Annotated in this window: 24 protein-coding genes and 2 pseudogenes; 13 read left to right on the top strand and 13 right to left on the bottom strand. The window is 70.3% G+C overall.

All coding sequences use genetic code 11. The features are described from left to right. Positions 1 to 109: 109 nt before the first annotated feature. Complete coding sequence (locus ESO89_RS13165; RefSeq protein WP_128905936.1) at positions 110 to 1,372, top strand: AGE family epimerase/isomerase; 1,263 nt, start codon at positions 110 to 112, stop codon at positions 1,370 to 1,372. Positions 1,373 to 1,414: 42 nt separating this feature from the next. On the opposite strand, the pseudogene ESO89_RS19040 reads toward ESO89_RS13165, so the two are convergent. Next, a pseudogene (locus ESO89_RS19040) lies at positions 1,415 to 1,581 on the bottom strand (DICT sensory domain-containing protein); the annotation flags it as partial. Positions 1,582 to 2,315: 734 nt separating this feature from the next. Beyond that, positions 2,316 to 3,065, bottom strand: coding sequence for a competence/damage-inducible protein A (locus ESO89_RS13155; protein ID WP_128905935.1), 750 nt, complete (start codon positions 3,063 to 3,065; stop codon positions 2,316 to 2,318). A 155-nt stretch (positions 3,066 to 3,220) separates the two neighbouring features. Between ESO89_RS13155 and ESO89_RS13150 the strand changes: the two genes are divergently transcribed. After that, the gene (locus ESO89_RS13150) at positions 3,221 to 4,075 is read left to right on the top strand and encodes a DUF7260 family protein (RefSeq protein ID WP_128905934.1); all 855 of its coding nucleotides are present in this window, start codon (positions 3,221 to 3,223) and stop codon (positions 4,073 to 4,075) included. A gap of 33 nt (positions 4,076 to 4,108) precedes the next feature. Here the strand turns inward: ESO89_RS13150 and ESO89_RS13145 are convergent, their stop codons facing one another. Further along, positions 4,109 to 5,551: an MFS transporter gene (locus ESO89_RS13145; protein WP_128905933.1), complete on the bottom strand. Its 1,443-nt coding sequence runs from the start codon at positions 5,549 to 5,551 to the stop codon at positions 4,109 to 4,111. Between the two features lie 387 nt (positions 5,552 to 5,938). Here ESO89_RS13145 and ESO89_RS13140 point away from each other — a divergent pair, with 387 nt between their 5' ends. Both ESO89_RS13140 and ESO89_RS13135 read left to right on the top strand, forming a co-directional pair. Continuing rightward, entirely contained in the window at positions 5,939 to 6,490 is a 552-nt protein-coding gene (locus ESO89_RS13140; RefSeq protein ID WP_128905932.1) for a universal stress protein, read from the top strand. Positions 6,491 to 6,588: 98 nt separating this feature from the next. Then, positions 6,589 to 6,837, top strand: a pseudogene (locus tag ESO89_RS13135) (NAD(P)-binding protein); the annotation flags it as partial. A gap of 16 nt (positions 6,838 to 6,853) precedes the next feature. Here the strand turns inward: ESO89_RS13135 and ESO89_RS13130 are convergent. Continuing rightward, a complete protein-coding gene (locus ESO89_RS13130) occupies positions 6,854 to 7,219 on the bottom strand; it encodes a group I truncated hemoglobin (protein WP_128905931.1) in 366 nt (121 codons plus the stop codon). 129 nt (positions 7,220 to 7,348) lie between these two features. Here ESO89_RS13130 and ESO89_RS13125 point away from each other — a divergent pair, with 129 nt between their 5' ends. Next, positions 7,349 to 7,708, top strand: a complete 360-nt coding sequence (locus ESO89_RS13125; protein WP_128905930.1) for a glutamyl-tRNA reductase — start codon at positions 7,349 to 7,351, stop codon at positions 7,706 to 7,708. Between the two features lie 63 nt (positions 7,709 to 7,771). Here the strand turns inward: ESO89_RS13125 and ESO89_RS13120 are convergent, their stop codons facing one another. Beyond that, a complete protein-coding gene (locus ESO89_RS13120) occupies positions 7,772 to 8,005 on the bottom strand; it encodes a DUF2249 domain-containing protein (RefSeq protein WP_128905929.1) in 234 nt (77 codons plus the stop codon). 169 nt (positions 8,006 to 8,174) lie between these two features. Here ESO89_RS13120 and ESO89_RS13115 point away from each other — a divergent pair, with 169 nt between their 5' ends. Together ESO89_RS13115 and katG are read left to right on the top strand one after the other, a co-directional pair. After that, the gene (locus tag ESO89_RS13115; RefSeq protein ID WP_128905928.1) at positions 8,175 to 8,561 is read left to right on the top strand and encodes a cupin domain-containing protein; all 387 of its coding nucleotides are present in this window, start codon (positions 8,175 to 8,177) and stop codon (positions 8,559 to 8,561) included. A gap of 323 nt (positions 8,562 to 8,884) precedes the next feature. Beyond that, positions 8,885 to 11,026 (top strand): catalase/peroxidase HPI, encoded by a 2,142-nt coding sequence (gene katG, locus ESO89_RS13110; protein WP_128905927.1) that lies wholly within the window; start codon positions 8,885 to 8,887, stop codon positions 11,024 to 11,026. A 318-nt stretch (positions 11,027 to 11,344) separates the two neighbouring features. Here katG and ESO89_RS13105 read toward each other — a convergent pair whose 3' ends face one another. Next, entirely contained in the window at positions 11,345 to 12,328 is a 984-nt protein-coding gene (locus ESO89_RS13105) for a nucleoside recognition protein (protein ID WP_128905926.1), read from the bottom strand. Between the two features lie 119 nt (positions 12,329 to 12,447). On the opposite strand from ESO89_RS13105, the gene ESO89_RS13100 reads away from it, so the two are divergent. Then, positions 12,448 to 13,359, top strand: coding sequence for an HVO_0234 family beta-propeller protein (locus ESO89_RS13100; protein WP_128905925.1), 912 nt, complete (start codon positions 12,448 to 12,450; stop codon positions 13,357 to 13,359). A gap of 258 nt (positions 13,360 to 13,617) precedes the next feature. Here ESO89_RS13100 and ESO89_RS13095 read toward each other — a convergent pair whose 3' ends face one another. Further along, on the bottom strand, positions 13,618 to 14,568 hold the full coding sequence (locus ESO89_RS13095; protein ID WP_128905924.1) for an aminopeptidase: 951 nt from the start codon (positions 14,566 to 14,568) through the stop codon (positions 13,618 to 13,620). Between the two features lie 178 nt (positions 14,569 to 14,746). Here ESO89_RS13095 and ESO89_RS13090 point away from each other — a divergent pair, with 178 nt between their 5' ends. Further along, positions 14,747 to 15,811 carry a type II glyceraldehyde-3-phosphate dehydrogenase gene (locus ESO89_RS13090; RefSeq protein ID WP_128905923.1) on the top strand — a complete coding sequence of 355 codons (1,065 nt, stop codon included), beginning with the start codon at positions 14,747 to 14,749 and terminating at the stop codon, positions 15,809 to 15,811. A gap of 37 nt (positions 15,812 to 15,848) precedes the next feature. Here ESO89_RS13090 and ESO89_RS18590 read toward each other — a convergent pair whose 3' ends face one another. The 3 genes from ESO89_RS18590 to ESO89_RS13080 all read right to left on the bottom strand — a co-directional run bounded on the left by ESO89_RS18590 (position 15,849) and on the right by ESO89_RS13080 (position 17,573). After that, on the bottom strand, positions 15,849 to 16,025 hold the full coding sequence (locus ESO89_RS18590; protein WP_164932798.1) for a hypothetical protein: 177 nt from the start codon (positions 16,023 to 16,025) through the stop codon (positions 15,849 to 15,851). Between the two features lie 127 nt (positions 16,026 to 16,152). After that, the gene (locus ESO89_RS13085; RefSeq protein WP_128905922.1) at positions 16,153 to 16,452 is read right to left on the bottom strand and encodes a hypothetical protein; all 300 of its coding nucleotides are present in this window, start codon (positions 16,450 to 16,452) and stop codon (positions 16,153 to 16,155) included. A gap of 101 nt (positions 16,453 to 16,553) precedes the next feature. Then, positions 16,554 to 17,573, bottom strand: coding sequence for a hypothetical protein (locus ESO89_RS13080; RefSeq protein ID WP_128905921.1), 1,020 nt, complete (start codon positions 17,571 to 17,573; stop codon positions 16,554 to 16,556). A 164-nt stretch (positions 17,574 to 17,737) separates the two neighbouring features. On the opposite strand from ESO89_RS13080, the gene ESO89_RS13075 reads away from it, so the two are divergent. Then, the gene (locus ESO89_RS13075; protein WP_128905920.1) at positions 17,738 to 18,100 is read left to right on the top strand and encodes a DUF5518 domain-containing protein; all 363 of its coding nucleotides are present in this window, start codon (positions 17,738 to 17,740) and stop codon (positions 18,098 to 18,100) included. Positions 18,101 to 18,422: 322 nt separating this feature from the next. On the opposite strand, the gene ESO89_RS13070 is transcribed toward ESO89_RS13075, so the two are convergent. Both ESO89_RS13070 and ESO89_RS13065 read right to left on the bottom strand, forming a co-directional pair. Continuing rightward, positions 18,423 to 18,896 (bottom strand): redoxin domain-containing protein, encoded by a 474-nt coding sequence (locus tag ESO89_RS13070; RefSeq protein ID WP_128905919.1) that lies wholly within the window; start codon positions 18,894 to 18,896, stop codon positions 18,423 to 18,425. Between the two features lie 81 nt (positions 18,897 to 18,977). Continuing rightward, a complete protein-coding gene (locus tag ESO89_RS13065) occupies positions 18,978 to 19,481 on the bottom strand; it encodes a DUF367 family protein (protein WP_128905918.1) in 504 nt (167 codons plus the stop codon). 485 nt (positions 19,482 to 19,966) lie between these two features. Here ESO89_RS13065 and ESO89_RS13060 point away from each other — a divergent pair, with 485 nt between their 5' ends. From ESO89_RS13060 to ESO89_RS13050, 3 genes are all read left to right on the top strand, one after another. Further along, entirely contained in the window at positions 19,967 to 20,722 is a 756-nt protein-coding gene (locus ESO89_RS13060; protein ID WP_128905917.1) for a coenzyme F420-0:L-glutamate ligase, read from the top strand. Between the two features lie 2 nt (positions 20,723 to 20,724). Further along, positions 20,725 to 21,708, top strand: coding sequence for a 5,10-methylenetetrahydromethanopterin reductase (locus tag ESO89_RS13055; protein WP_128905916.1), 984 nt, complete (start codon positions 20,725 to 20,727; stop codon positions 21,706 to 21,708). A 159-nt stretch (positions 21,709 to 21,867) separates the two neighbouring features. Next, positions 21,868 to 23,550 carry a HAMP domain-containing methyl-accepting chemotaxis protein gene (locus ESO89_RS13050; RefSeq protein ID WP_128905953.1) on the top strand — a complete coding sequence of 561 codons (1,683 nt, stop codon included), beginning with the start codon at positions 21,868 to 21,870 and terminating at the stop codon, positions 23,548 to 23,550. A 22-nt stretch (positions 23,551 to 23,572) separates the two neighbouring features. On the opposite strand, the gene ESO89_RS13045 is transcribed toward ESO89_RS13050, so the two are convergent. Continuing rightward, complete coding sequence (locus tag ESO89_RS13045; protein WP_128905915.1) at positions 23,573 to 23,812, bottom strand: hypothetical protein; 240 nt, start codon at positions 23,810 to 23,812, stop codon at positions 23,573 to 23,575. Positions 23,813 to 23,834: the final 22 nt, after the last annotated feature.

The following is a 23,834-nucleotide window of genomic DNA, read 5'->3' as shown; positions in this document are numbered from 1 at the left end:
ATTCGCGTTCCAACCCCTTGGGAAGGTAGCCGAACCAGTTCGCCGGTCCGATAATAAACGGCGACTGGAACGCACCAGATTTACCCGGTGGCGGCCCAACCGCCTCCCGATGAACGAGACGACGCCAGAGGCGATCCAAACGCGGGCGCAATCGCACCGTGCGCGGCTGCTCTCGGTCCTGCGGGTGCAGTACCCCGACGCGCTGGCCGACCGCGGCTACCGCCTGCTCCACCCGACGACGGGAGACCCGTACGCCGGGGACCGCCGCCACCTCGTCGCGACCTGCCGGTCGGTCGCCAACTTCGCGGTCGGCGCGCTGGCGGACGGCCCCGACTGGTGTCTCGCCGCCGCCGAGCACGGCCTGCGGTTCCTCCGCGAGGCACACCGCGCCGACGGCGGGGGGTACCGCCTCGTCGTCGACGCGGACGGCGAGCCGGTCGACCGGACGCGGTCGGCGTACGGCCACGCGTTCGTCCTGCTGGCGTACGCCCGGGCGGTCGACGCCGGGATCGACGGCGCCGAGCGCGGCCTCGACGCGACCCGCGCGCTGATCGACGACCGGTTCCGCGACGACCGGGGGCTCCTCCGGAGCGACTGCGACGCCGACTGGACCGAGCGGGAGCCGTACCGCGGCCAGAACGCGAACATGCACGCCTGCGAGGCGTTCCTCGCGGCCTACGAGGCGACGGGCGACGCGGCGTACCTCGACCGCGCGCGCCACGTCGCCGGGGCGATCACGGTCGAGCTCGCCGCCGAGACCGACGGCCTGCTGTGGGAGCACTACACCGCCGACTGGGAGCACGACTTCGCGTACAACGCGGACGAACCGCGCCACCGGTTCCGACCCCCGGGGTACCAGCCGGGTCACCACGCGGAGTGGGCGAAGCTGCTCGCGCTGCTCGATCGGTACGAGGGGGAGGAGGACAACGGAACAACATCCGGAGACGACCCGGCCGCGACCACCGACTGGTACGTCCGCGCCCGCGAGCTGTTCGACGCCGCCGTCGACCGCGGCTGGGCGGAGAACGGGTTCGTGTACACCCACGCGGCCGACGGGTCGCCGATCGTCTCAGACCGGTACGGCTGGGCGCTCGCGGAGGCGATCGGCGCGTCCGCGGCCCTCGCCGAGCGCGCGGCGGCGCACGGCGATGCCGATGAGGCCGACAGGTTCCGGGACTGGCACCGGCGGTTCCTCGTCCGGACCGACCTGTTCCGCGGTCCGGCGGGCGTCTGGTACGAAAAGCGGCTGCCCGCAGACGCCGACGGGGACCGCGTCGCGCAGGACCCGCCGGGCGTCGAGCCTGACTACCATCCGGCCGGCGCCTTCTTCGAGGGGTGGCGGTCGGCGCGGGCGGAACTGCCGGACGAGTGAGGCGACGAGGCGGCACCCACTCACCGGTTCCGCTGACGCCCCTCAAAGCGCCGTCGCGATGTGGCGATCGATCCCGGTCGATGAGCGTCGGGCGGAACGTCCAGAACCCGTCCCACACGTTCGGGCTCGTCTTCGAGGGCGACGAGCGCGGCGTGGCGGCCGGCGTCTGCCACCGGTGGCGGCGTGAAGACGACGAACCACGACCGGCTCCGGTTCGGTCCGGTTGGCGACCACGACCGGCTCGGAGCGCCGATCTCGTCGAAGAAGCCGCGCAGGGAGTCAGTCATCGGCGGGAGCGTATCGGGACGCGTGGGTCGGTCGAGCCGATCGGTTTCGAGGTGTGCGTCGTCGACATCGTGGACCCGTGGATGATCCGCGGTAACGTAGCGTCGTCAGCGGTGTTGACATCCTCCTCCGCGTGAACGGGGAGGAATCCCGAGCGGTGGGAGTTTCAGGTTTGTAGTCCAATCACCGGACTACCAGTCCTTTCGGGCACGGGTAGTCCCACGGGTTCGGGCTGGTGGACTGCTGGCGGTGCCAAGCCGCCGTTCCCCCTATCTTCGGCTCTATTTGGCGTCCCGGTGTTGTTTTTGCCACGGGGACGCCAGCAGGCGTCAGTAGAGTCGGGGGTATCGTGTCGCGTGCTTTGAGCAGTCGGCACATCGGCACACCCTTCGAGAATGTGGCGTTCACCGACTGTTCTTTCGGATACTGCCTCGTTACGTGGGCGGACAGGCCGCCTCCGAAGGACGGTTTGGAATCCACTCTATTCCGACCGATTCCTACCTGCGAATAAGGTTGCCTGTCATTTAAGCGCCAGTATTCCGAAACTCAGGGGAATCGTCGAACGTGGATTCTCTCCCAACTGACAGCGCGTATCCACGGCGTGAACGCCGTGGTATTGCGCCTGTTCAGCGTATAAACCTCACACCGAAGCCGACGGTCACTCCCCGCCCCAGTCGCGCCGCACCGGCGTCTCGCTGGCGTCGACGTTCGCCAGCAGCCACGCGGTCGCCTCCTCCAGCGCGCGCTCGTCGGTCCCGGTCACCTTCAGGCGGTTGTGCTCTCTCTCCCGGTCGGGGTAACAGCCGACGGCGACGTCGAAGCGCTCGCCCGCCGCCTCCAGCGCGGGGACGATGTCCGACTCGGGCTCGACGGTGTAGAGGAACCGCGACCGCCGGTCGCCCGCGAACTCGTCGGCGACCGATTCGAACATCGCCTTCAGCTCCTCGGGGATGCCCGGCAAGACGTAGACCCCCTCGACGACGCACCCCGGCGCGAGCCCGGGATCGTTCAAGAGCGGGCGGCTCCCGGTCGGCACCGCGGCCTCGGCCTCGACGTCCACGTCGACGTCGCTGTCGGGGAGTCGATCACGGATCTCGGCCAGCCGCCGCTCGACCGCCTCGCGCGTCAGGTCGGTCGGGGCCAGCTCGCGGTCGAACGCGTCGGCGACCGCCTCCATCGTCACGTCGTCCGGGGTGCCGCCGAGCCCGCCCGTGACGATCACCGCGTCGAACGCGTCGGCGTACGCCCGGACGCGCTCCGCGATGACGGCGCGGTCGTCCGGCACCGAGAGGACCCGTTTCACGGCGACGCCGCGGTCGCTCAGCGCCGCGGCGAGCCAGTTGGCGTTCGTGTTCACCGTGTCGCCCGCGAGCAGTTCGTCGCCGACCGTGATCAGCGCGACCTCCATCGCTCGACGGTACGGGCGGCGCACAGATGTGCGTTTCCCGTCGGACGCGACGCGCCGACTCGCCTCCGGAGCCCTATTGAGCGCTCCACACCGGTCCCGCGCGTCTCGTACCCCTATTATAAGCGTTTACGGGAGCGGTGGGCGACCGATGCGGTATGGCAACGACGACCGAGCCGGCGGACGGGAGCCCGGAACTGCTGGACGACGCGCGGGAGGCGCTCCGGGTCGAGCGTCGTCGGGTCGCCGACGAGCGTGAGGCGTTCCGCGCCTTCCGCGGACGCGTCGCGTCCGTCCCGTCTGAGCCGATCCGAACCGACGGCGGCGCGGGAACGGCGGCGGGCGGCGGCGGATCGATCGGGGTCACCGGAGGGTTTGGAGCGGTCGGAACCGACGGAACGCTGGGGTCCGCCGGTTCGGGGGCGCCGGCCGGATCGGGGCTGGTCGCGGTGCGGGACGCGTACCGAGAGACGGTGATGTCGGTTCCGCACTACGAGACCGAGTACGACGACACCTACGAGCGGAGCGTCGCCGAGGAGTTCGGCCCCGAGATCGCGTACGCGCTCACTCGGGGGGCGCGGTTCCACGCCGAGTGCAAGCGTTCCCTGCTCGCCGCGGCCGAGACCGCGATCGAGGAGCGCGAGCGGTTCATCGAGACCGTCGAGTCGGAATCCGAGTCGGTCGAGCGGGCCGCCTCGCGGCTCACCCCGATCCGAAGCGAGGTCGCGTCGACCGCACGGACGGACTTCTCCGAGGACGGGTTCGGGACGCTCGACGCCTACCGCGCACGGACCGAGGCCCTGATCGACGACTGCGACCGGATCGCGGCGCGACGCCAGCGGGAACTCGCGTCCCACGAGCGCGCCCTCGCGATCGACGGCGATCTCGACGCCCCCACGTACCTGTATCAGGACCTCTCCGCGACGTACCCCGTGCTGGCGACGGTCGGCGCCGTCGGCGACCGACTCGACGACCTGAAGCGCCGGATCGAGCGGGCGATGGCCGGGGCGTAGGACCAGCCGATCGCACGCGAGCGATCGGGGAGGCTACTCGGTTGCGGTCGTCCCCTCCGCCTCCAGCCCGGACCCGCTCGGCGGTCGCAGCAGGAGCGCAGCCAGCCCCGCGGCGATCGCGAGCCCGCCCCCGAGCGCGAACGTCGGGACCCACCCGGCCGTCGCGACGAGGTAGCCGGTGACGGTGCCGGCGAAGACCCCGCCGCCGACCTTGGCGGTGTAGAGGACCGCGTAGTTGCCGGAGGAGTTCCGCGCCCCGTAGTAATCGGCCAGCAGCGCGGGGAAGTAGACGTACAGCGGCGAGGAGAAGAACATCGCGCCCATCACGAGCGCGACGAACGCGACGCCGGACCCCGCCGACCCCGCCCCGATGAGCGCGAGGCGGAACAGCCCCGCGAGGACGAACGAGGCCGCCATCACGCGCTTGCGGTCGAACCGGTCCGAGGCCTCGCCGAGGATCATGCGCGAGACGCCGGCGGCGACGGGAAGCAGGGTCGCCGACGCGGTCGCGACGACCGCCGCCAGCCCGAACTGCTCCGCGAACCGGACCACGTTCGCGATGACGACGAGGTCGGCGCCGGCGGTCGCGACGAACATCGCGTACAGCAGCCAGAACTGCCACGTCGAGAGCATCTCGCGGGTCGTGTACGCGCGGCCGCGGAGCGAGGCCGCGAGGGTGTCGCTCCCCCCCTCGTTTCCGTCGCCGCCTCCTGCTCCGCCGCTTTCCGCGCCGTCGCCTTCCGCACCGTCGCCGTCCAGCCCGAGCCAGTCGTCCGGCGGGTCTCGAAGGAGGTACGCGCCGACGAGCGTCACGACGAGGATGCCGAGCCCGACGTTCCGTAGCACGTCGCCGTAGGCGGCCACGGTGGCGTTCGCGCGGACGTACGGGACCACGAGCGCGCTCCCGCCCGCGAACGCCATCGTCCCGACCCCGGTGGTGAGCCCCGTCCGGTCGGGGAACCACTTGACCGCGGTGTTGACCGCGACCGTGTACACGATCCCCACGCCGATCGCCCCGAGCGAGTACAGCAGGTACAGCTGCCAGAGCGTCGTCGCGTACGCGAGCCCGACGTACCCGCCCCCGGCGAGCAGGGCCGCGAGGAACGTGAGCGCGCCCGGGCCGCGACTGTCGCGCCACTTCCCGGCGGGAAACTGCGAGAGTGACTGGAAGACGACGTAGAAGGAGAACACCGCGCCGAGCGCCGGCAGGGCGAGGTCGAGGCTCTCGGCCAGCGGCTGTTCGATCGACGACCAGACGTACTGGTAGGGGCTCACCGCCGCCATCATCCCCGCCGCGGCGACGATCTGCCACCAGCGCGAGAAGCCGAGGGCGTCGGCGGCCCGTCCGGCGTAGTCGACGCCGTCGTCGTCGTTGACGTTGATGTCGCCGTCGGTGCCGTCGTCGTTGACGTTGACGTCGGCGTTGACGTTGACGTCGGCGTCGTCCGGTTCCGAGGCGTCGCCCTCGTCAGCCATCGTCACCGTCCGTCGCGCGTCCGGTCGTGTCGTGGGTCATGGGAATGTCTGGGACCGGCCCGTCCCGTCCGCCGGACCGGTGGTTCGTGTTCCGACGCTGTCGACACGCGGGAATAAAACGCGCCGTCGGGGAGGTTCTTGCCCCCTCGTCGGCGAGGCGCCGAACCGGTCGCCGATCGGCGATCTGTGCGATGACGGTAGTTCACCATCTCGTCCTTCGAGAAGCCGTTTGCCGAGGGATTAACTCCGAATCATGACGGATCGATCGTGTTTGCGGATGGATAATGATAATCGTCTATACTGTCAAAAATCGTTAAGAGGCGCCTCGTACAACCTGAAACCGAGAACCGCACCGTCCCGAGACCGGGACGCCTGGAGCACGAACCCATGTCCGCCGACCCAGACACCGCCGAAACGACGACCGAAACGACCGCCGTCGAGTCGCACGCGGTCGAGTCGCCCGGCGCCGCACCCACCGACGCGACCGTCGACGCGTCGCCCGCCGAAGCCTCCTCCGCCGCCCGCTTCGAGCGCGTCCTCGTGGTCGCCCGCGACGACGACGCGGGGCGGGCCGCGGTCGAAACGGGCGTCGACATCGCGGCGGCCCACGGCGCGACCGTCGACGCGCTGTACGTCGTCGACACCGCCGTCGGATGGGACATGGTCGTCGAGCGGCGCGAGCGCAGGGGCGAGGCGCTCGTCGAGAACGCCGCGGAGCGCGGGGCGGACGTCGGGGTCGACGTGGAGAAGTGGTTCCGCTACGGTACCCCCCACGAGGAGGTGCTCGGCTTCGCCGCCGCCCACGACGCCGACCTGATCGTCGTCGGCTCCGCACGCCGGACCGGACTGGACCGGCTCGTCCACCCCGAGCCGCTCCCGGTCCGGGTCCAGCGCGGCGCCTCGGCCCCCGTCATGGTCGTCGGCCCCGACAGCGACTGAGGCGGGTCGACGCCGGCGACATCCGGGGTCGGCCGGACACCGACGGCCGAGGCGGCCCCGAGCGACCGGTTAAGTGACTGCGTCCTCTCGTCGTTCCCGTGACACACATCGGTATCGTCGGCGCGGGGGCGGCGGCCGCCGCGTTCACCGTCGACGGCGCGGTCCCGGACGCGGAGGTGACGGTCTTCGAGAAGTCCGGTGGGCTCTGTGGTCGCGCGGCGACCCGCCGCCACGGGGAGTTGACGTACGACTACGGCGCGAACTACCTGAAGGCCGACGACGAGCGGGTCGTCGAGCTGATCACGGAGACGCTCGACGACGAGGGGCTCGTCGGAGACCGAGGACCGACCGACTCCGGTCGGACTACTGCCCGACCACGTCGGGTTCGAGCGCGCCGACCGCTTCGAGGACCGCCTCGACGTTCCCCTCGGCGACGCCGTTCTCCCTGAGCGCCTCCCCGAGGTAGGTCGCGACGCGACCGAACGCCTCCTCGGTGATTCCCATCCCCTCGTGGGCCGCCCGCATGTCCGCGCCCTCGTAGGAGACCGGGCCGCCGGCGACCGCGCTGATGAACTGGACCTGATGGGCGTACAGCGCCTCGCGGTCGATGCCCTCGAAGTACGGTTCGAGGACGGGGTCGTCGAAGACGCGGTCGTAGAAGTCCGAAACGACGGCCTCGACGGCCTCGCGACCGCCGACGGAATCGTAGATCGACTGGGAATCGGGCATCACGTCCGACAACTTCGTTCCGACGGAAGACGCCTCCGAAAGAACATGTTCGGGGGACGCCGTGTCACCCGACCGGTCCCCGAATACGTTCGGGATAACACACACCCCGACGCTGACCGATTTTCGGGCATGAGCACCAACCGGTCCGAGGGGACGCCCGGCCCGACCGGGTCGGCGACAGATCGGACCGAGGCGGATTCAGACCGGTCCGAATCGTCTCCCGATCCGGAGCGACTCCGGAAACGCCTCCGCCGCCGGACCGACGAGATCGAACGCCGCGAGGTCGAGGAGGCCGTCTCGGCGCTCGACGCGCGCGGCGATCTCACCGAGGAACAGCGCGAGACCGTCCGGGAGCTCGGGTCCGCGCTCGTCGAGGAGCTGACCGCGGCCCCGGAGCGGACGCTGGTGCGGGCGGCTCGGGCTGAGGGCCTAGGAGGGCGAGAGCGAACCCGAGCGATACGTCGGCTCTTCGACCTCGACGAGGCGTAGCTTCCGGTCGATGTGACGTAGCTTCGATTCCAGAAAAACGCCTCCGTCGTCCCGCCGGGCGCCTCACTCCTCGGCCTTCGGGAACTCCGCGACGAACTCGTCGGGCGCGTTCTGTCGCACCTCGTACGCCTCCTCGTCGAACGCGGGGACCTCGGCCGCCATCTCGTAGTACAGCGGCTTCGGTTCGTGGTCGTTGACGATGGTGAGCGTCTCGCCCGGGTCCATCCCGTCGAACTCCTCGTGTATCTTGTCGTGGCGGTTCACCGGCGGGATCTCTCGGACGTCGAGTCTGGGCATGCGATCGGAGGGTGGGCCCCTGCCCGATTCCGTGTTGAGCCGAATACGTTCGGGGACACGCACTCGCCGGCGCGCCCCGAACCCTCGCCCGTGATCGACACCACGTCCGAGCCGTCGACCGGTATCGAGAGGGACCACCGCGCGTCGCCCGCTTGGAGGGGTGAGTGACGTGCCGGCGACCGACTTCGACGCCGAGCGGAGCTACGACGACGAGCGGTTCTCGACCAGCGAGGTGTTCCGGAGCGACCGGATGAAGGTCGTCTTCGGCTACTTCGAGCCGGGACAGTTCATCCCCGTCCACGCGCCCGACAGCGACGTGGCGATCACCGTCCGCTCGGGCTCCGGCGTCGTCCGAGAGGGCGAGACGGACCGCCCGGTCGGCCCCGGCGACGTCGTCGTCGTGGCGGCCGGAACCGCACGCGGCGTGAGGGCGAGCGACGGAGAGCGCTTGGAGGCGACGCTCGTCACCGCGCCGCCCCCGACCGACGCGGAACACGACCCCGTCAGAGAGGGAATCCGACGCGGAGAGTTCGATCCGCGGGCCGACCGGGAGTAGCGGCATCGACGGATCGGGGCTGCGGAGCGTCCCGATGTGATTTTGTTTCTTCAAAGTCTTATTTATAAAGTCGGAAGTTAACTTCTGTTTAATAAATGGCACGCCGGTCAGTAGCCAGCCTTTTATTTGAGGTCGATAAAGAATTGATAACGCCGAATGCGTGACGACTCCGCTTCCGGAACGGGCGTCGCCGACCTCCGCGCGCCGGTCGCACTCGCGCCGCCGGCACCGGATTTCGGGACATCCGTTTTCGGCGGGCGAAGTCCCCGTGCAGACGCTTTCGGTGCGGTTGCGAACGAACTACCCACGGAACTTCAATCATAATGCCAAGAGACAACACCGATTGGTGGCCGAACCAGCTGGACCTAGAGATCCTCGACGAGCACGCGGGCACCTCCGGGCCGATCGACGAGGAGTTCGATTACGCGGAGGCGTTCGAGGAGCTCGACCTCGAGGCGGTGAAAGAGGACATCGAGGAGGTAATGACGACCTCGCAGGACTGGTGGCCGGCCGACTACGGCCACTACGGGCCGCTTTTCATCCGGATGGCGTGGCACAGCGCCGGGACGTACCGGACCCACGACGGCCGCGGCGGCGCCTCCGGCGGGCGGCAGCGACTCCCGCCGCTCAACAGCTGGCCGGACAACGTCAACCTCGACAAGGCGCGGCGACTGCTCTGGCCGGTTAAACAGAAGTACGGCCGCAAGCTCTCGTGGGCGGACCTGATCGTTCTGACCGGGAACGTCGCCCTCGAATCCATGGGCTTCGAGACGTTCGGCTTCGCCGGCGGGCGCGAGGACGACTTCAAGCCCGACGACGCCGTCGACTGGGGCCCCGAAGACGAGTGGGAGTCGACCTCGGCGGAGCGCTTCGAGGAGGACGGACGCCTCGACGACGTGCTCGGTAACACCGTCATGGGCCTCATCTATGTGAACCCCGAGGGGCCGAACGGCGAGCCCGATCTAGACGGGTCCGCGGAGAACATCCGCGACACGTTCAGCCACATGGCGATGGACGACAAGGAGACGGTCGCGCTTATCGCCGGCGGGCACACCTTCGGGAAGGTCCACGGCGCCGACTCCGGCGACAACCTCGGCCCGGAGCCCGAGGACGCTCCGATCGACCTGCAGGGACTCGGTTGGGACAACGAGTTCGGCGAGGGGAAAGGCCCCGACACGATCACCAGCGGGATCGAAGGGCCGTGGAACGCCACGCCGACCGCGTGGGACCTGAGCTACGTCAACAACCTGCTCAGCTACGAGTGGGAGCCGGAGAAGGGTCCGGGCGGCGCGTGGCAGTGGACCACGAAGAACGACGAGCTCGACGACGCCGCCCCCGGCGTGCAGGACCCCTCCGACAAGGAGGACGTGATGATGCTCACGACGGACGTGGCGCTGAAACACGACGACGACTTCCGGGCGGTCTTAGAGGAGTTCCGCGACGACCCAGACGGGTTTCAGGAGTCGTTCGCACGAGCGTGGTACAAGCTCATCCACCGCGACATGGGTCCGCCGGAACGGTTCCTCGGTCCCGAGGTCCCGGAGGAGACGATGCTCTGGCAGGACCCGCTTCCCGACGCCGACTACGACATCGTCGGCGACGCGGAGGTCGCCGAGCTCGAAGAGCTGATCACCGAGTTCGACCTCTCGATCTCCGAGCGAGTCAAGACCGCATGGGCGTCCGCCTCCACGTTCCGCTACAGCGACAAGCGCGGCGGCGCGAACGGCGCGCGGCTCCGCCTCGAACCCCAGCGGAGCTGGGAGGTCAACGACTCCGAAGAGCTGGCGTCCGTGCTGGAGACCTACGAGGGGATTCAGGCCGAATTCAACGAGCTGCGCGACGACGACACCCGCGTGTCGCTCGCGGACCTCATCGTCCTCGGCGGTAACCTCGCGGTCGAGCAGGCCGCCGCGGCCGCCGGCCACGACGTCGACATCTCGTTCGAACCGGGTCGCGTCGACGCCACGCAGGAGCAGACGGACGAGGAGTCCTTCGAGGCGCTCAAACCGGACGCCGACGGCTTCCGCAACTATCTCGGTGACGACCTGCCCCACGAGCCGGAGGAGGAGCTGGTCGACAAAGCCGAGCTGCTGAAGCTGACCGTCCCCGAGCTGACGGTGCTGGTCGGCGGTCTCCGCGTCCTCGACGCGAACTACGACGGCTCCGACCGCGGCGTGTTCACCGACGAGCCGGAGACGCTGACGAACGACTTCTTCGTCAACCTGCTCGACTCCGACCGCGACTGGGAGCCCGTCGACGAGGACGAGGAGGTCTTCGAGCTCCGCGACCGCGAGAGCGGCGAGGTCGACTGGACGGCGACGCGGTTCGATCTCATCTTCGGTTCGAACTCCCGTCTCCGCGCCGTCTCCGAGATCTACGGCGCCGCCGACGGCGAGGAGAAGTTCGTGCAGGACTTCGCCGACGCGTGGAGCAAGGTCATGACGCTCGACCGCTTCGACCTCTAGCGGTCGACGAGTTTTCGGTTTTTGCGATGTAGTTTTTGAATCGTTATCTACCGGTCGTCGAGGATACGGTCTATTAGCTCCCGATTTTCGTACGTCGGTTCTGGTTCTAGCTGGTCGTCGGCGGTTCGATCGCGACTATCAGCGATGCCACGACGGTCACTTATAAACGGTTCTCGACAGATCGACGGTGAACACCGCCAAAGCCCCAGCCAGCGAGGGACCGACGGTCCCTCTGGCAGTCGGGCGAAGCCCGACGACCTCGCACGCGCTCCTCGCGCCCTTATCAGGGCGCTCGGAGGCGCGCGCCGACCGCATGTGTCACCACACCGGCGCGAGCAACAGCCCGACCGTGAGTGAGATGAAGACGAGCTTCAGCGCGGTGTTGACGGCGATCACCTTCGTCCCGAACTCGGCGCCCCAGATCCCGTACTGGAAGGGGATCGAGCGCCGGAACGTGGAGACGGCGAAGGAGAGGATACCGCCGATGAGCAGGCTCGCGACCGCGGTCCGGACCGTGAAGATGCCCTCGGCAGTGCCGGCGAGCGTCACGGCGCCGGCGGTCGTGTCGAGGGTGTAGACGGCGATCACGGGGACCGCGGCGCCGGGGAGCCCGAGGACACCCGTGATCGGTTCGGCGACGCTCGTTAGCGCCGCCACGTCGACGTTGGTGACGAGCCCGATCACGAGGGTGTACACGACCGCGAGCCGCGGGACGATCCGGCGCAGGGTGGACCACGACTTCGCGCCGGCCTCGCGGACGCGCTCCCGGCTCGTTCGATCGTCGGCGTCGGGACCGCTCGCGTCGACCTCGGCGAGCGCGCTCCGGTCGACGTTGCGCTCGGACAGCAGGACCCCGCCCGCGAGCACGCCCGTGACGGTGATCGCCAGCGCGATCCCGGCGCGTGCGGAGACGTAGACGGTCCCCGTTTCGACCCCCAAGATCGGGATCATCACGGGGACGTAGTAGGTGAACACGTGCTGGACGAACCCGAAGAACGTGTTGATGGTCACGGCGACCAGCGTCGCCCGGTCGTCGAGCAGTCCCGACTCGCGGTACTCGGCGAGCGTGGCGTACCCCGCCGTGGTCGACGCCGCGGTCGTGAGGATCGCGGTGCCGACCTCGTCGGGGAGGTTCGCGGGCCGGGTGAGCCACCCGGCGAGCCCGGCGACGTACCGGATCAGCCCGAACGCGACCGCGACGTTGGCGGCGAAGACGCCGACCGCGATGAACGCCGCGATGCGCGCGAGCCGCGGGGCCACCTCGGCGAGCAGGGCGACGAGCTCGGCGACGACCGATTGCACGATCGGCCCTTCGCGGTCGGCGACCTAATGGGCATCGGAACTGGCGACCGGCGGCCGGCGTCCACCCGCCCCCGCCGCGCCGCGCGGGGCTTATGAGACCTCCGGCCGAACGCCCGGCAATGGCACCCGCCGAAGACGACATCTCGATCGAGGAGAAGCGCGTGTACGCCGGGACGGCGGGCCGCACCGACGCGTACGTCCCCACCGAGAGCGGCGTCGTTCGCGTGGCGCTCTCGGCCGACAAGATCGGCGCGTTCGACATGGTCGCGCGCGATCCCGCCCGCGACGCGGCGGTCCTCCCGCGGCGAGGCGCTCCGGACCTGCTCGGTGTCGCGACCCCCGACGGATTTCGGGTCGCCCCCGTCGGCGACGACCTCGCGTTCGAGCCCGTCGACGCCGATCCGGTCGACTCCGAGGCGCTCGCCGCCATCGGCGTCCACGACGGCGCGTTCCTCGTCGCGGGCGGGGACGGCGAGATCCACCGTATCGAGGTCGGTGACGAGGGCTCCGATCCGACGGCGATCTCGATCGGAGCCGTGTCGGAGCCGCGCGCGATCGACGGCCCCCTCGTCGCCGCCGGCGACGGCGTCCACCGGGTCACCGAGGGCGGCAGCGCGGGTGTGGCGCCGGCTCTCGCAGCGGTCGGCCTCGACGACGCCCGCGACGCGGCGGGGGCCGGGATGCCCCTCGCGGCGACCGGAGCGGGGGTCTACTGGCTGGGAAACGGCTGGATGACGGCGCTGGAGGGCGACGCGAGCGCGGTCGCCGCCGACGGCGACGGTCACGCGATGGCGGTCGTCGACGGCGACCTGTTCGTCCACGCGAGCGACGGTGACGGGTGGGACGACGAGGCGTGGACCGCGGCGGAGCTCCCGGTCGACGAGGAGCCGGTCGCGCTCGGTTACGGCCCCGGCGTGTCGGTCGCGGTCACCGATGCCGGCACCCTCTGCGTCGACGCCGGCGACGGCTGGCGCCACCAGGTCGTCGGCGTGCGGGGGATCGCGGGCGTCGCGCTCGCGGTCGTGGTGTGATGACCATAAATAGTTGACAGCGGATCGGCGGTGAACACCGCCAAGCCCCAGCCGGCGGCTCCGCCGCCGGCGACTGCCCCTATGAGTCCCACCCGTACAGCACCGCAACCGCACCTCACGCCTCCCCAGCCTCGTCGCTCGCTCCGCTCGCGACTCCCTCACGCCGGCGGTTCGCGGCCTATCGGCCGCTCACCGGGGCGCGCCACCGCCTCGATCACTTATAAATGCAAAACCTGTCTTCGGTCCGACTCCCACCCTCTACGCGCCCGGCAGTTCGATCTCGTCGCCGTCGACGTAGACCGTCGGGTTCCGGAGGATTCCGTCGAGGTGGATCGGGGCGTCGGTTTCCCCGCCGATCCCGGCGTCGTCGCCGATCGCGATGTGGACCGTGCCGCCCGCCTTCTCGTCTAAGAGGACGGAGCCGACCAGCTCGTCGACGCCGACGTTGGTCCCGATCCCCAGCTCCGCGAGGTTGTACGCGGCGTCGCCGACCGACTCCGCGGCGGCTTCGAGCTCTTCGCGGACCGCGTCGTCGCCGACGGACGTGACGAGTCCGTCCTCGACCTCGAAGGTGAGGCGTTGGTCCTCGCCGAGCAGCCCGTGGGGCATCATCGTCCCGTCGACGACGTAGGTGCCGGTCGCGGTCTCGGGTGCGATGAACACCTCGCCGGCCGGCAGGTTCGAGAAGCCGCCGGGCTCGCGGACCAATCCGGTGTCGGCGAGCCACTCGCGGTCGCCGATCCCGAACGCGATGTCGGTGCCCGCGGGCGAGGTCACCCGAATCTCGTCGGCGTCGGCGACCTGCGCGAGCACGTCGTCGCACGCGGCGTCGATCGCGGCGTAGTCGGCGTCGAGCCCGGTGGTGAACACGTCCTCCGTGATCCCGGGGAGGGTCGCGCCGCGCGCCCCGGCCTCGCAGGCGCTCCCGCGGGCGCGGGTGTGGCTCAGGCTCTTCGTCGTCGGCGCGAGGAAGGCGTCGCTCTCGGCCATCGCGGCCGCGACCGGCGCGGGCGGCTCGGTCCCGTGCTGGTCGGCCGGCGGGTACCGGAGGAGCGTCGCGTCGTCGGTGACCGCGCTCGCGGCCTCGTAGAGCGCCTCGCCGATGCGTTCGCGTCTGTCGTCGGTGACGACGACCACGGACTCGTCCGGCGCGACGCGCAGGCACTGCTCGACGGCGGTCTCGGCGGCTTCCGCGAGTTCGCTCGACATGTCCGCCGATCGGCGACGGCGGGCGTTAGTCCTTCCCATCGACGACTGATTTACTCCGTTTCGAAATTCAGTTTCACCTTCGCGGCGCGCGAATTTACCGACCGATTACTCTCGGCGTAGTTAATTTCTTATTGCATCACTCGAAAACATTATGCTGTTCCCCGAGCGACCGTGATCCATGATACGCGTGGGTATCAACGGGTACGGGACGATCGGGAAACGCGTCGCGGACGCGGTCGCGGCCCAGCCCGACATGGAGCTCGTCGGCGTGACGAAGGCGAGCCCGGACTACGGCGCCGAGGCCGCGCTCCGCCGCGGATACGACCTCTACGCAGCGATCGACGACCGGGCCGCCGCGTTCGAGGACGCGGGCATCGTGATCGTCGGGACCCTCGGCGACCTGCTCGACGCGGTCGACGTGATCGTCGACTGCGCGCCCGCCGGGATCGGCGAGCGCAACCGCCCGACCTACGAGGCTCACGACACGCCCGCGGTCTACCAGGGCGGCGAGGACGCCGCGATCGCGGACGGCTCCTTCAACGCCCGCGCGAGCGGGGAGATCCGCGACGCCGACTCGCTCCGCGTCGTCTCCTGTAACACGACCGGGCTCTCGCGGCTGCTCGCCCCGCTCGACGAGGCGTACGGCATCGAGAAGGCCCGGGTGACCCTCGTCCGCCGGGGCGGCGACCCGAGCGAGACCGACCGCGGGCCGATAAACGACGTGGTGCCGGACCCGGCGACGGTCCCCTCCCACCACGGTCCCGACGTGAACGCGATCCTGCCCGAGATCAACGTCGACACGGCCGCGCTGAAGGCGCCGGTCACGGGCATGCACACCCACAGCGTCAACGTCACGCTCGAAGGGAAGCCGACCACGTCGGCGGTCCGGGAACTGCTCCGCGGCGAGACGCGGCTGTTCCTGATCCCCGAACGCGCCGGCATCGACGGCGCCGGGACCCTGAAGGACTACGCGTCCGACCTCGGACGCCCCCGCGGCGACCTCTGGGAGAACTGCGTCTGGGAGGAGTCGATAAGCGTCGAGGGGCGGGACCTGTACCTGTTCCAGAACGTCCACCAGGAGGCCGACGTGGTGCCCGAGAACGTCGACGCGGTCCGCACGCTGGCGACCGACGTTCCCCGGGAGGAGTCGGTGGCGCGGACGAACGAGGTGCTGGACATCGGGCTCGACAGCCTGCTGTCCGACGGCGGAACCGCCCGCGATCAGGTCGCCGCGGACGACTGATCGGGGAGGTCGCCCGACTCGATCCTCGGGTCGTCCCTCACTCTGCGGGCGTCGTCACGAGGAACGTCCGCCCCCCGCGACGTTCGAGGTGGACCTCGCTGTCCTGCACGCGGTTCATCCGTGCGCGGTCGGCGATCCGATCCGTCCGGCAGTCGGTAACGTCGACGCGGGTCGGCGTCGCGTATCGGGGTCGATCGCGGCTCGTCGCGCTCATACCGCCACCGAGGGCCGGAACGCCCCTATAAGCGAGCCATCCGCGGAGTGAAAGTGAAAGTGGAAGCGTTGGGGCGTGACTCCGGGAATGTCCCGAAGCGGGAGCGATCTTTCGCTGCCGATCCGGGCTACCGCCGGAGCCCCGCCTCCTCGTCGCCCTCGACGAACCGCACGGTGAAGTAGTCGTAGCCGCCGTAGGCGGCGTCGAGCGCACCCAGCCACCAGTTCCAGCGCTCGACGATCGAGGAGCCGTCGGGCGCGTCTTCGAGGTGGTCGATCACGCCGGGCACGGTGAGGGCGTGCCCGCGGTCTCGGGAGGGTCGCCCCGAGTCGGCGAGGTCGCGGGCCGCCCGGGCGACCGCCCGCCGCTCGGCCTCGGTCCCGCCGAACTCCGCCTCGAGGGCCTTCTCCAGACGCTGTCGGTCCATGGGCGGACCTACGAGTCCCGACTATATGAGTCGCGTGGTAGGGGGTGGCACGTCCGGTGTCGGGGAGCCGGTGGTCGGCGGTCACGAGCCCGCCCGCCGCGTCACAGCCGGGCCGCGAGCGCGAGAAAGAGGACGCTGAACGGCGCCGTCAGGAGCGTCAACAGCGCGCCGGCCGCCGGCTCGCCGGCCGCGAGCGCCATCGCGAGCCCGACGACGAGCGAAGCGGAGCCCACGATCGCGAGGATGACCCGTTCCGGGACGCTGGCCCGGTCCGGCCCGTCGCTCCGCGCGAGCGCCGCGTCCAGCCCCCGCTCGACCTCGTCGGCGAGGTCGGTCGGGACGAACAGCCACGGGGTCGAGCGGTACCACGCGTTCCCCCGGTACGCGAGCAGGAACACGGTCGTCCACGGGAGGTCGATCCGGCGCGTTCGAACCACGGACCCGAGGTCGTCCGCGCGCGTCCGGTCGTGGCTCCGGTCGGTCCGCTCGATCATCTCGGCGGCAGGATCGAGCCGCACGTCGGTCCCCCGTGACCCCGCGAGCATCGGGAGAAATGCGATGAGCGAGACGAGCAGCGGGGCGAACCCGGAGAACAGCGACGGCGCAGTCGGGAAGGGGCCGGGGCCGATCGCCGCCGCCACGACGGCGAGCACGGCGCCCGCCCCGGCGACGGTCCAGCCGAGCCGGAACTGCGAGGGGTCGAAGGTGTAGTCGCCGAACTGCGACAGGAGTTCGCGGCGGCGCTCCGGGGAGGTCCGGTCGTACGCCACGAGCCAGTAGAACAGCGACATCGGGCCGCCGACGAAGAGGAGGACGAGCAGCGCCCACGTCGACGTCGGCGGTCCGCCGCCGCCGAACAGCGAGGCGCTGCCCCCGAGCAGCGAGGCGGCGACGCCGACGGCGACGAACAGCAGCGCCGCGAGCACGGGCCCGCCCACGGTCACGCTCGCGCCGAGCGCCAGCGACCGCAGGCGCTCGAAGCGGACCGGTCCCCACTCGATGGGGGCCATGTCGGGACCGGAGTTGGGGACCATGTCGGGACCGACCTCGGAGCCCGCGTCGCGCTCTCGGTCCCTCGGCGACTGTCTCCCGTCGATCGACGCGCCGGACTCGGAGGACATGGGGGCGCGTTGGACCGGTGGCGGCTTAAATTCCGGCCGCCGCGCCGACCGGGAAATGGCCGGCGGCGGCTCTGCCCCCGGCGGCTCTGCCCCCGGCGTCCGGGTAACAGCGATGTGAACGGATGCGGCGGCGAGTATTTACTTCTCGGCCGGATACGGGAGGTATGACCGACTGGCGCGCCGTCGGCTACGGATTCGTCGTGATGCTGATCGCGGGACTGCTCGCGACGTTCGTCCCGGTCGTCGGGCACATCGGTGCGGGCCTGCTCGGGGGATTCGTCGCGGGATACGTCGCCGGCGGCGGACTGCTTTCGGGGACGTGGCACGGCCTGCTCGCGGGATCGGTGAGCGGGATCGTCGTCACCCTCCTGCTGGTTGCGTTCGGCGGGCTCGTGGGGCTCATCGGCGGCCCCGTCGGCAGTCTGCTCGGCGGTGCCGGCGTGCTGGTCGTCGGGCTGTTCGTGACGTTCCTGTTCGCGATCGACTCGGCGCTCGCGGGCGCTATCGGCGGCGTGCTCGGGGACTGAGGTCGCTTTTTCGATCCGGGGCAGACCGATTAGTGAGTGTGACCGAGTGTGACCTGCTGTCGGCGCGCGCCTCCGAGCGCCCGCCGGGCGCGAGGAGCGCGTGCGAGGGACGCGGCGAACGCGAGCGGCGAAGCCGCGAGCCGTGAGCCGCGAGGCTGGGGAGGCGTGAGGCTGCGGTTGCGGTGCGGTCGGGGTGGGACTCAAAGGGGCAGCCGCGCTCGGCTGGGGCTTTAGAAGTTCTCACCGTCGATCTACTGCCAACCGTTTCTACCCGATCGAATGAAGAATCGCCCGAAGCCACTATTCCCCAGCCAATCGCGTCCTACGCGCTTTCGACCGCGTCGAGGACGGCGTCGTAGTCCGGCTCGTTCGTCGGGTCGTCGGCGACCCAGTCGTAGACGATCTCGCCGTCGTCGTCGATCACGAACACGGCGCGGTTCGCGATCCCGTGGAGGCCCAGATCGGCGATATCTATCTCCAGCCCGTACGCCCGGATCGCGTCGCCGGCCATGTCGCTCACGAGGTCGAACTCGATCCCGTGTGCCTCGCGGAACGCGCCCTGCGAAAACGGGGAGTCGGCGCTGACGCCGAACAGCGTTGCGCCTGCGTCATCGAACTCGGCGGCGCGCTCCTGGAACGCCACCATCTCGTTCGTGCACGGGGGCGTGAACGCGCCCGGGAAGAAGGCGAGCACGACCGGCCCGTCGCCGACGTGGTCGTCGAGGTCGAACGGTTCGTGGTCGCTCGTGCCGACCGTCGCGGTGAACGTGGGTGCGGCGTCGCCTGTGGATACCATCGTTGTCGAGTAGGGCCGATTCGCCCAAAAGGCTTGTCGCGCTCGCGTTCGGCGAGCCGGGTCGTCGTCGCTGTATCGCGCTCACTCCCGGTCGAGGTACTCCTGTTGGATCGCGACGACCTCGGCGGAGTCCTCGCAGTCGGCGTACCGCCGAAGCGGCTCCTCGTTGAGTTCGAGAAACGTCTCGCCCCACGTGAACTTCGCCATGATCCGCCCGGCGTGGTCGGGCTCGCCGAGGATCGCGAGCGCGGCCGCGAACGCCTCGACGGTGGTGAGTTGCATCGGGCGCCCGAAGTTCACGGGGTTGGCGGCGACCAGATACGGGAGCGCGCGGTGCTCGCCCGGGAGGCTGAACATCTTCTCACCGGCCGACTCCCACGAGCAGTCGAGCGCGACCAGGGCGTTCTCCGTCGCGTCGTCGGCGTCCGCGGGCGAAAGCGCGCGCTCGGCGTGGGGATTGAGCACGACGCCGTAGGGCGTGGCGCGGTCGGAGCGGTGGAGCTCCGCGAGGTCGAACCGCGCGAGCTTCCGCGCCGTGCACTTGTCGGGGTCGTCGTCGCCCTCGTACCGGACGTGCAGGTCCACGGTACGAGATTGGCGGTGTCGGTGATAAGCCGTGCGGAGCGGCGGTGGATCCCTCTACTGTCCCAGCCGCTCGGTTATAAACGATTGAGGACGGATCGACGACGAACGCCTCCAAAGCCCCAGCCGCGAGGCCGGGGCACGCTCGCTGCGCGCTTCGGTCGCTCGCGTTGCTCGCTCCCTGTAGTGCTTGCATCGCCTGCCCCGGCCTCGCGGCTGCCCCTTTGAGTCCCACCCCGCACCGCTCCGCACAGCACCTCACGCCTCCCCAGCCTCGTCGCTCACGCCCTGCGGGCGTTCGCGACATCCCTCGCGCGTGCGGCTCGCGCCGCGGTGCGGCGCTCACCGGCACGCGCCACCGCACCGGTCTTTATAAGCGATCGTCGATGCCAACTGTGCCGAACCCACTACCCCATTCCTACAGCCCGATACCGTCAAACCGGCCCGGTACCGGCGGGGTTTTTCCTCATCGCCACGCAGGTGCGTGTATGGAGCTGTTCGCCGTCCCGGACCTGCCGGAGATCCGGGAAGGAGACGATCTGGCGGCCATGATCGGCGAGCGCGTCGACCTCCGCGCGGACGACGTGGTCGTCGTCGCCAGCACCGTCGTCTCCAAGGCCGAGGGGCGCACCGCCGACCTCTCGGACTTCCCGGCGAGCCCGCGAGCGGAAGAGGTGGCCGATCGGCTCGCGGGGATCTCCGGCGAGGAGAAGGACCCGCGCTTCGCGCAGGCCGTCATCGAGGAGTCGACGGAGCTGATCATGGAGGCCCCGTTCCTCCTCACCGCGACCCGCTTCGGCCACATCGGCGTCAACGCCGGGATCGACCGGTCGAACGTCCCCGACGGCGACCTGTTGTTGCTCCCGGAGCACCCCTCCGAGAGCGCGGAGCAGATCCGCGAGGGGCTCGCGGCCGACCGCGTGGTCGTCAGCGACACCTGCGGGCGCCCCTTCAGACACGGCCAGCGCGGGGTCGCGATCGGGTGGGCCGGGCTGCCGGCCAGCCGCGACTGGCGCGGCGAACGCGACCGCGACGGCCGCGAGATGGGCGTCACCGTCCAGAACGTGATCGACGAACTCGCGTCGGCGGCGAACCTCGTCGCCGGCGAGGGCGCCGGCGGCACCCCGGTCGTCGTCGTCCGCGACTGGGCGTTCGGCGACCACGACGGCTCGGACAACCACTTCCGCGCGGTCGAGGGCGACTTCGTGCGGCAAGCCCTCCGACAGTGGACATTCGACGAATAACCATGCTCGGCATCGAACTCACCCCCGAACACGACCCGTCTCGCCTCGTCGACCTCGGCGTCCGCGCCGAGGACGCCGGCTACGACGCCGTCTACTCGACGTGTCACTACAACAACCGCGACCCGTGGGCGTTCCTCTCGCAGCTCGCGACCGCCACGGAGTCGGTCCGGCTCGGGCCGGGCGTCGCTAACCCCTCCGAGACCCACCCCGTGACGCTCGCCTCGAAGGTCGCCACACTCGACGAGCTGTCGGGGGGCCGCGCCGTCTTCGGGCTCGGTCCGGGTGACCCCTCGACGCTCCGGAACCTCGGGCTCGAAGACGAGCGCGGGCTCCGGCCCGTGCTGGAAGCGTTCAAGACCGCCCAGAAGCTGTGGGCCGGCGAGCGCGTCGACCGCGAGGGGACCTTCGACGCCACCGAGGCCGGGCTCAACTACGAGCCGCCGCAGGGCGGGTCGATTCCGGTCCACGTCGGCGGCGAGGGGCCGCACATGTGCCGGATGGCCGCGAAACACGCCGACGGCCTGCTGTACAACGGGTCGCACCCGAAGGACCTCGCGTGGGCCCGCGAACAGGTCGACGACGGGCTCGCGGATCGCCCCGATCACCGCGGCGACTTCGATCTGATCGCGTACGCTGCGGTCTCGATCGCCGAGGACGAGGCGGCCGCCCGCGAGGCCGCCCGCCCGCCGGTCGCGTTCATCGCCGGCGGTGCGGCCCCGCCCGTCCTGAAACGCCACGGCATCGATCCCGACGCCGCCGGCGATATCGGCGACCGCGTCTCGGCCGGCGAGTTCTCCGCGGCCTTCGAGCGCGTGACCCCGGAGATGATCGACGCGTTCTGCATGGCGGGCACCCCCGAGACCGTTCGCGAGCGCGCCGCCGCCGTCGCCGAGCACGCCGACGGACTCGTGATCGGCTCGCCGCTCGGCCCGGATCTGGAGGGCGCGGTCGACCTCGCGGCCGAGGCCGTCGACGGGATTTTTTAAACCGTCCGCCGCGTTCTCGCCGCCCGAGAATCGAGAATCGCGCCTGATAACTCAGGGGGGAGCTTCATAAGTCGCTTGCGTCGAGTGTCCCGTATGTCGACGACACGACAGTCGCGCCCGGGGATTCGGGGGCGGTACGAGGCCCTCCTGTGGGGAATGATGGATCGCTTGGGGATCACCGAGTCGATAGAGCGCAAGGTCGTCACGGCCGTCTGCCTCCAGTTTCTCACCACCGTCGGGATCTTTCTGGCGCAGTTTCTGGTCTCCGGGAGGCTCTTGTACGTCGTCTCCGGGGTCCTGTTTCTTGGCGCCGTCGTCGCGATCTACAACACGCTTCTCATCGTGCGCCGCGACTTCGTGGCCCCGATCAGACAGCTAGAGACCGGCGCCAACGCGATCGCGGCTGGCGACATCGACGCGGTCGGAGCGAACGGCGGCTCCGGAACCGGGCTGGCCGGCAGCGATCAGCCCGACGAGATCGGGAGCCTCGTGAACTCGTTCACCGAGGTCCAGCGCTACCTCGGGGCCGTCTCCGCGCAGGCGGAGGCGCTCGCGGCACAGGAGTTCGACGATCCCGCACTCGACGAGGACGTGCCGGGCGGGTTCGGCGACTCGCTCGACGAGATGGCCGCGAACCTCGAAGCGTACACGACGGAGCTCGAGTCGCTCGTCGACGCCTTCGGCGACGCGGCGGGGCGCGCCCGGGACGGCGACCTGACCGCGACGATCGACGACGGGACGCTGGCGACCGACGAGGACCGGTACGTCGAGCTCATCGAGAACTACAACCGGCTCGTGACCACGCTCGGCGGGACGGTCGGCGAGGTCGCGTCGTTCACGGGCGGGGTCGCGGACGCGAGCGACGACGTGCGCGCGAGCATGGACGAGGTCGACGAGGCCAGCGAGGAGGTCGCGCGATCGGTCCAGGAGATCTCCGACGGCGCCGTCGAGCAGACGGAGGAGCTGGAGTCGGTCTCCGGCGAGATGAGCACGCTCTCGGCGACCGTCGAGGAGATCGCGGCGTCGGCCGACGACGCGGCCGCAACCGCGCGGAACGCGGCGGAGCGAGGGCGCACCGGCCGCGAGGAGGCGGCCGAGGCGATCGAGGAGCTTGAGGCGCTCGAAGCCCGCATCGCCGAGACGGCGACTGCGGTCGAGGACCTCGTCGATCGGATCGGCGAGATCGACGAGATCGCCTCCGTGATCGACGGGATCGCCGAGGAGACGAACCTGCTCGCGCTGAACGCCTCCATCGAGGCCGCGCGGGCCGACGGCTCCGGCGACGGGTTCGCGGTCGTCGCCGACGAGGTGAAGGCGCTCGCCGAGGAGACCCGCGAGGAGGCGGCGGCGATCTCCGGGCGCATCGACGAGGTGCAGGCGGCGTCGGCGGAGACCGCCGCGGACGTGGACGAGATGGAGTCGCAGGTGTCGGACGGCGTCGACACGATCGAGTCGACGCTGCGGGAGTTCGAGGAGGTCGTCGAGGACGTGACGACCGTCGACGAGACGGTCCAGGAGATAAGCGACGCGACCGACGATCAGGCCCGGACGACCCAGGAGGTCGTCGACATGGTCGACGACATCGCCTCGGTCAGCCGACAGACCGCGACCGAGGCGGAGACCGTTGCCGCCGCGGCCGAGGAACAGACCGCGACGGTCTCGGAGGTCACCCGCCGGGTCCACGCGCTCTCGGACCAGTCCGACGAGCTGCTCGCGACGCTCGACGAGTTCGAGGTTCCCGACGACGGCGGGAGCGACATCGACCGCACGACCGCGTCAGAGACCGGGCGCTCCGAGGCGGAACGCTCCGGAGCGCCGGCGGGGAGCGCGGACGACGACTGAGAGGGGCCGGGACCGTGACGCGCTACTCGGCCGGACCGCGACCGCCGAGCGAGGGGAGCGTCACGCCGATCTCCTGGAAGAGGGCGCCGACCGTCGCGTAGCCGAACGCGAGCACCGAGGCGACGAGCAGGACCTGACCGACGACGACGAGGAACGCCGACACCGGGTCGCCGGCCCCGAGGATCAGACCGTTCACGAACAGGTCCACGAACCGTCCCACGTCCCCGACGAGCCGGGAGACCACGTCGATGAGCGCCATCATGGCCGGCAGTTGGACCGGGGGG

It is taken from the genome of Halorubrum amylolyticum (assembly GCF_004114995.1).
In the GTDB taxonomy this organism is placed as follows: Archaea; Halobacteriota; Halobacteria; order Halobacteriales; family Haloferacaceae; genus Halorubrum; species Halorubrum amylolyticum.
This window is presented reverse-complemented; position numbering and strand designations above follow the sequence as displayed.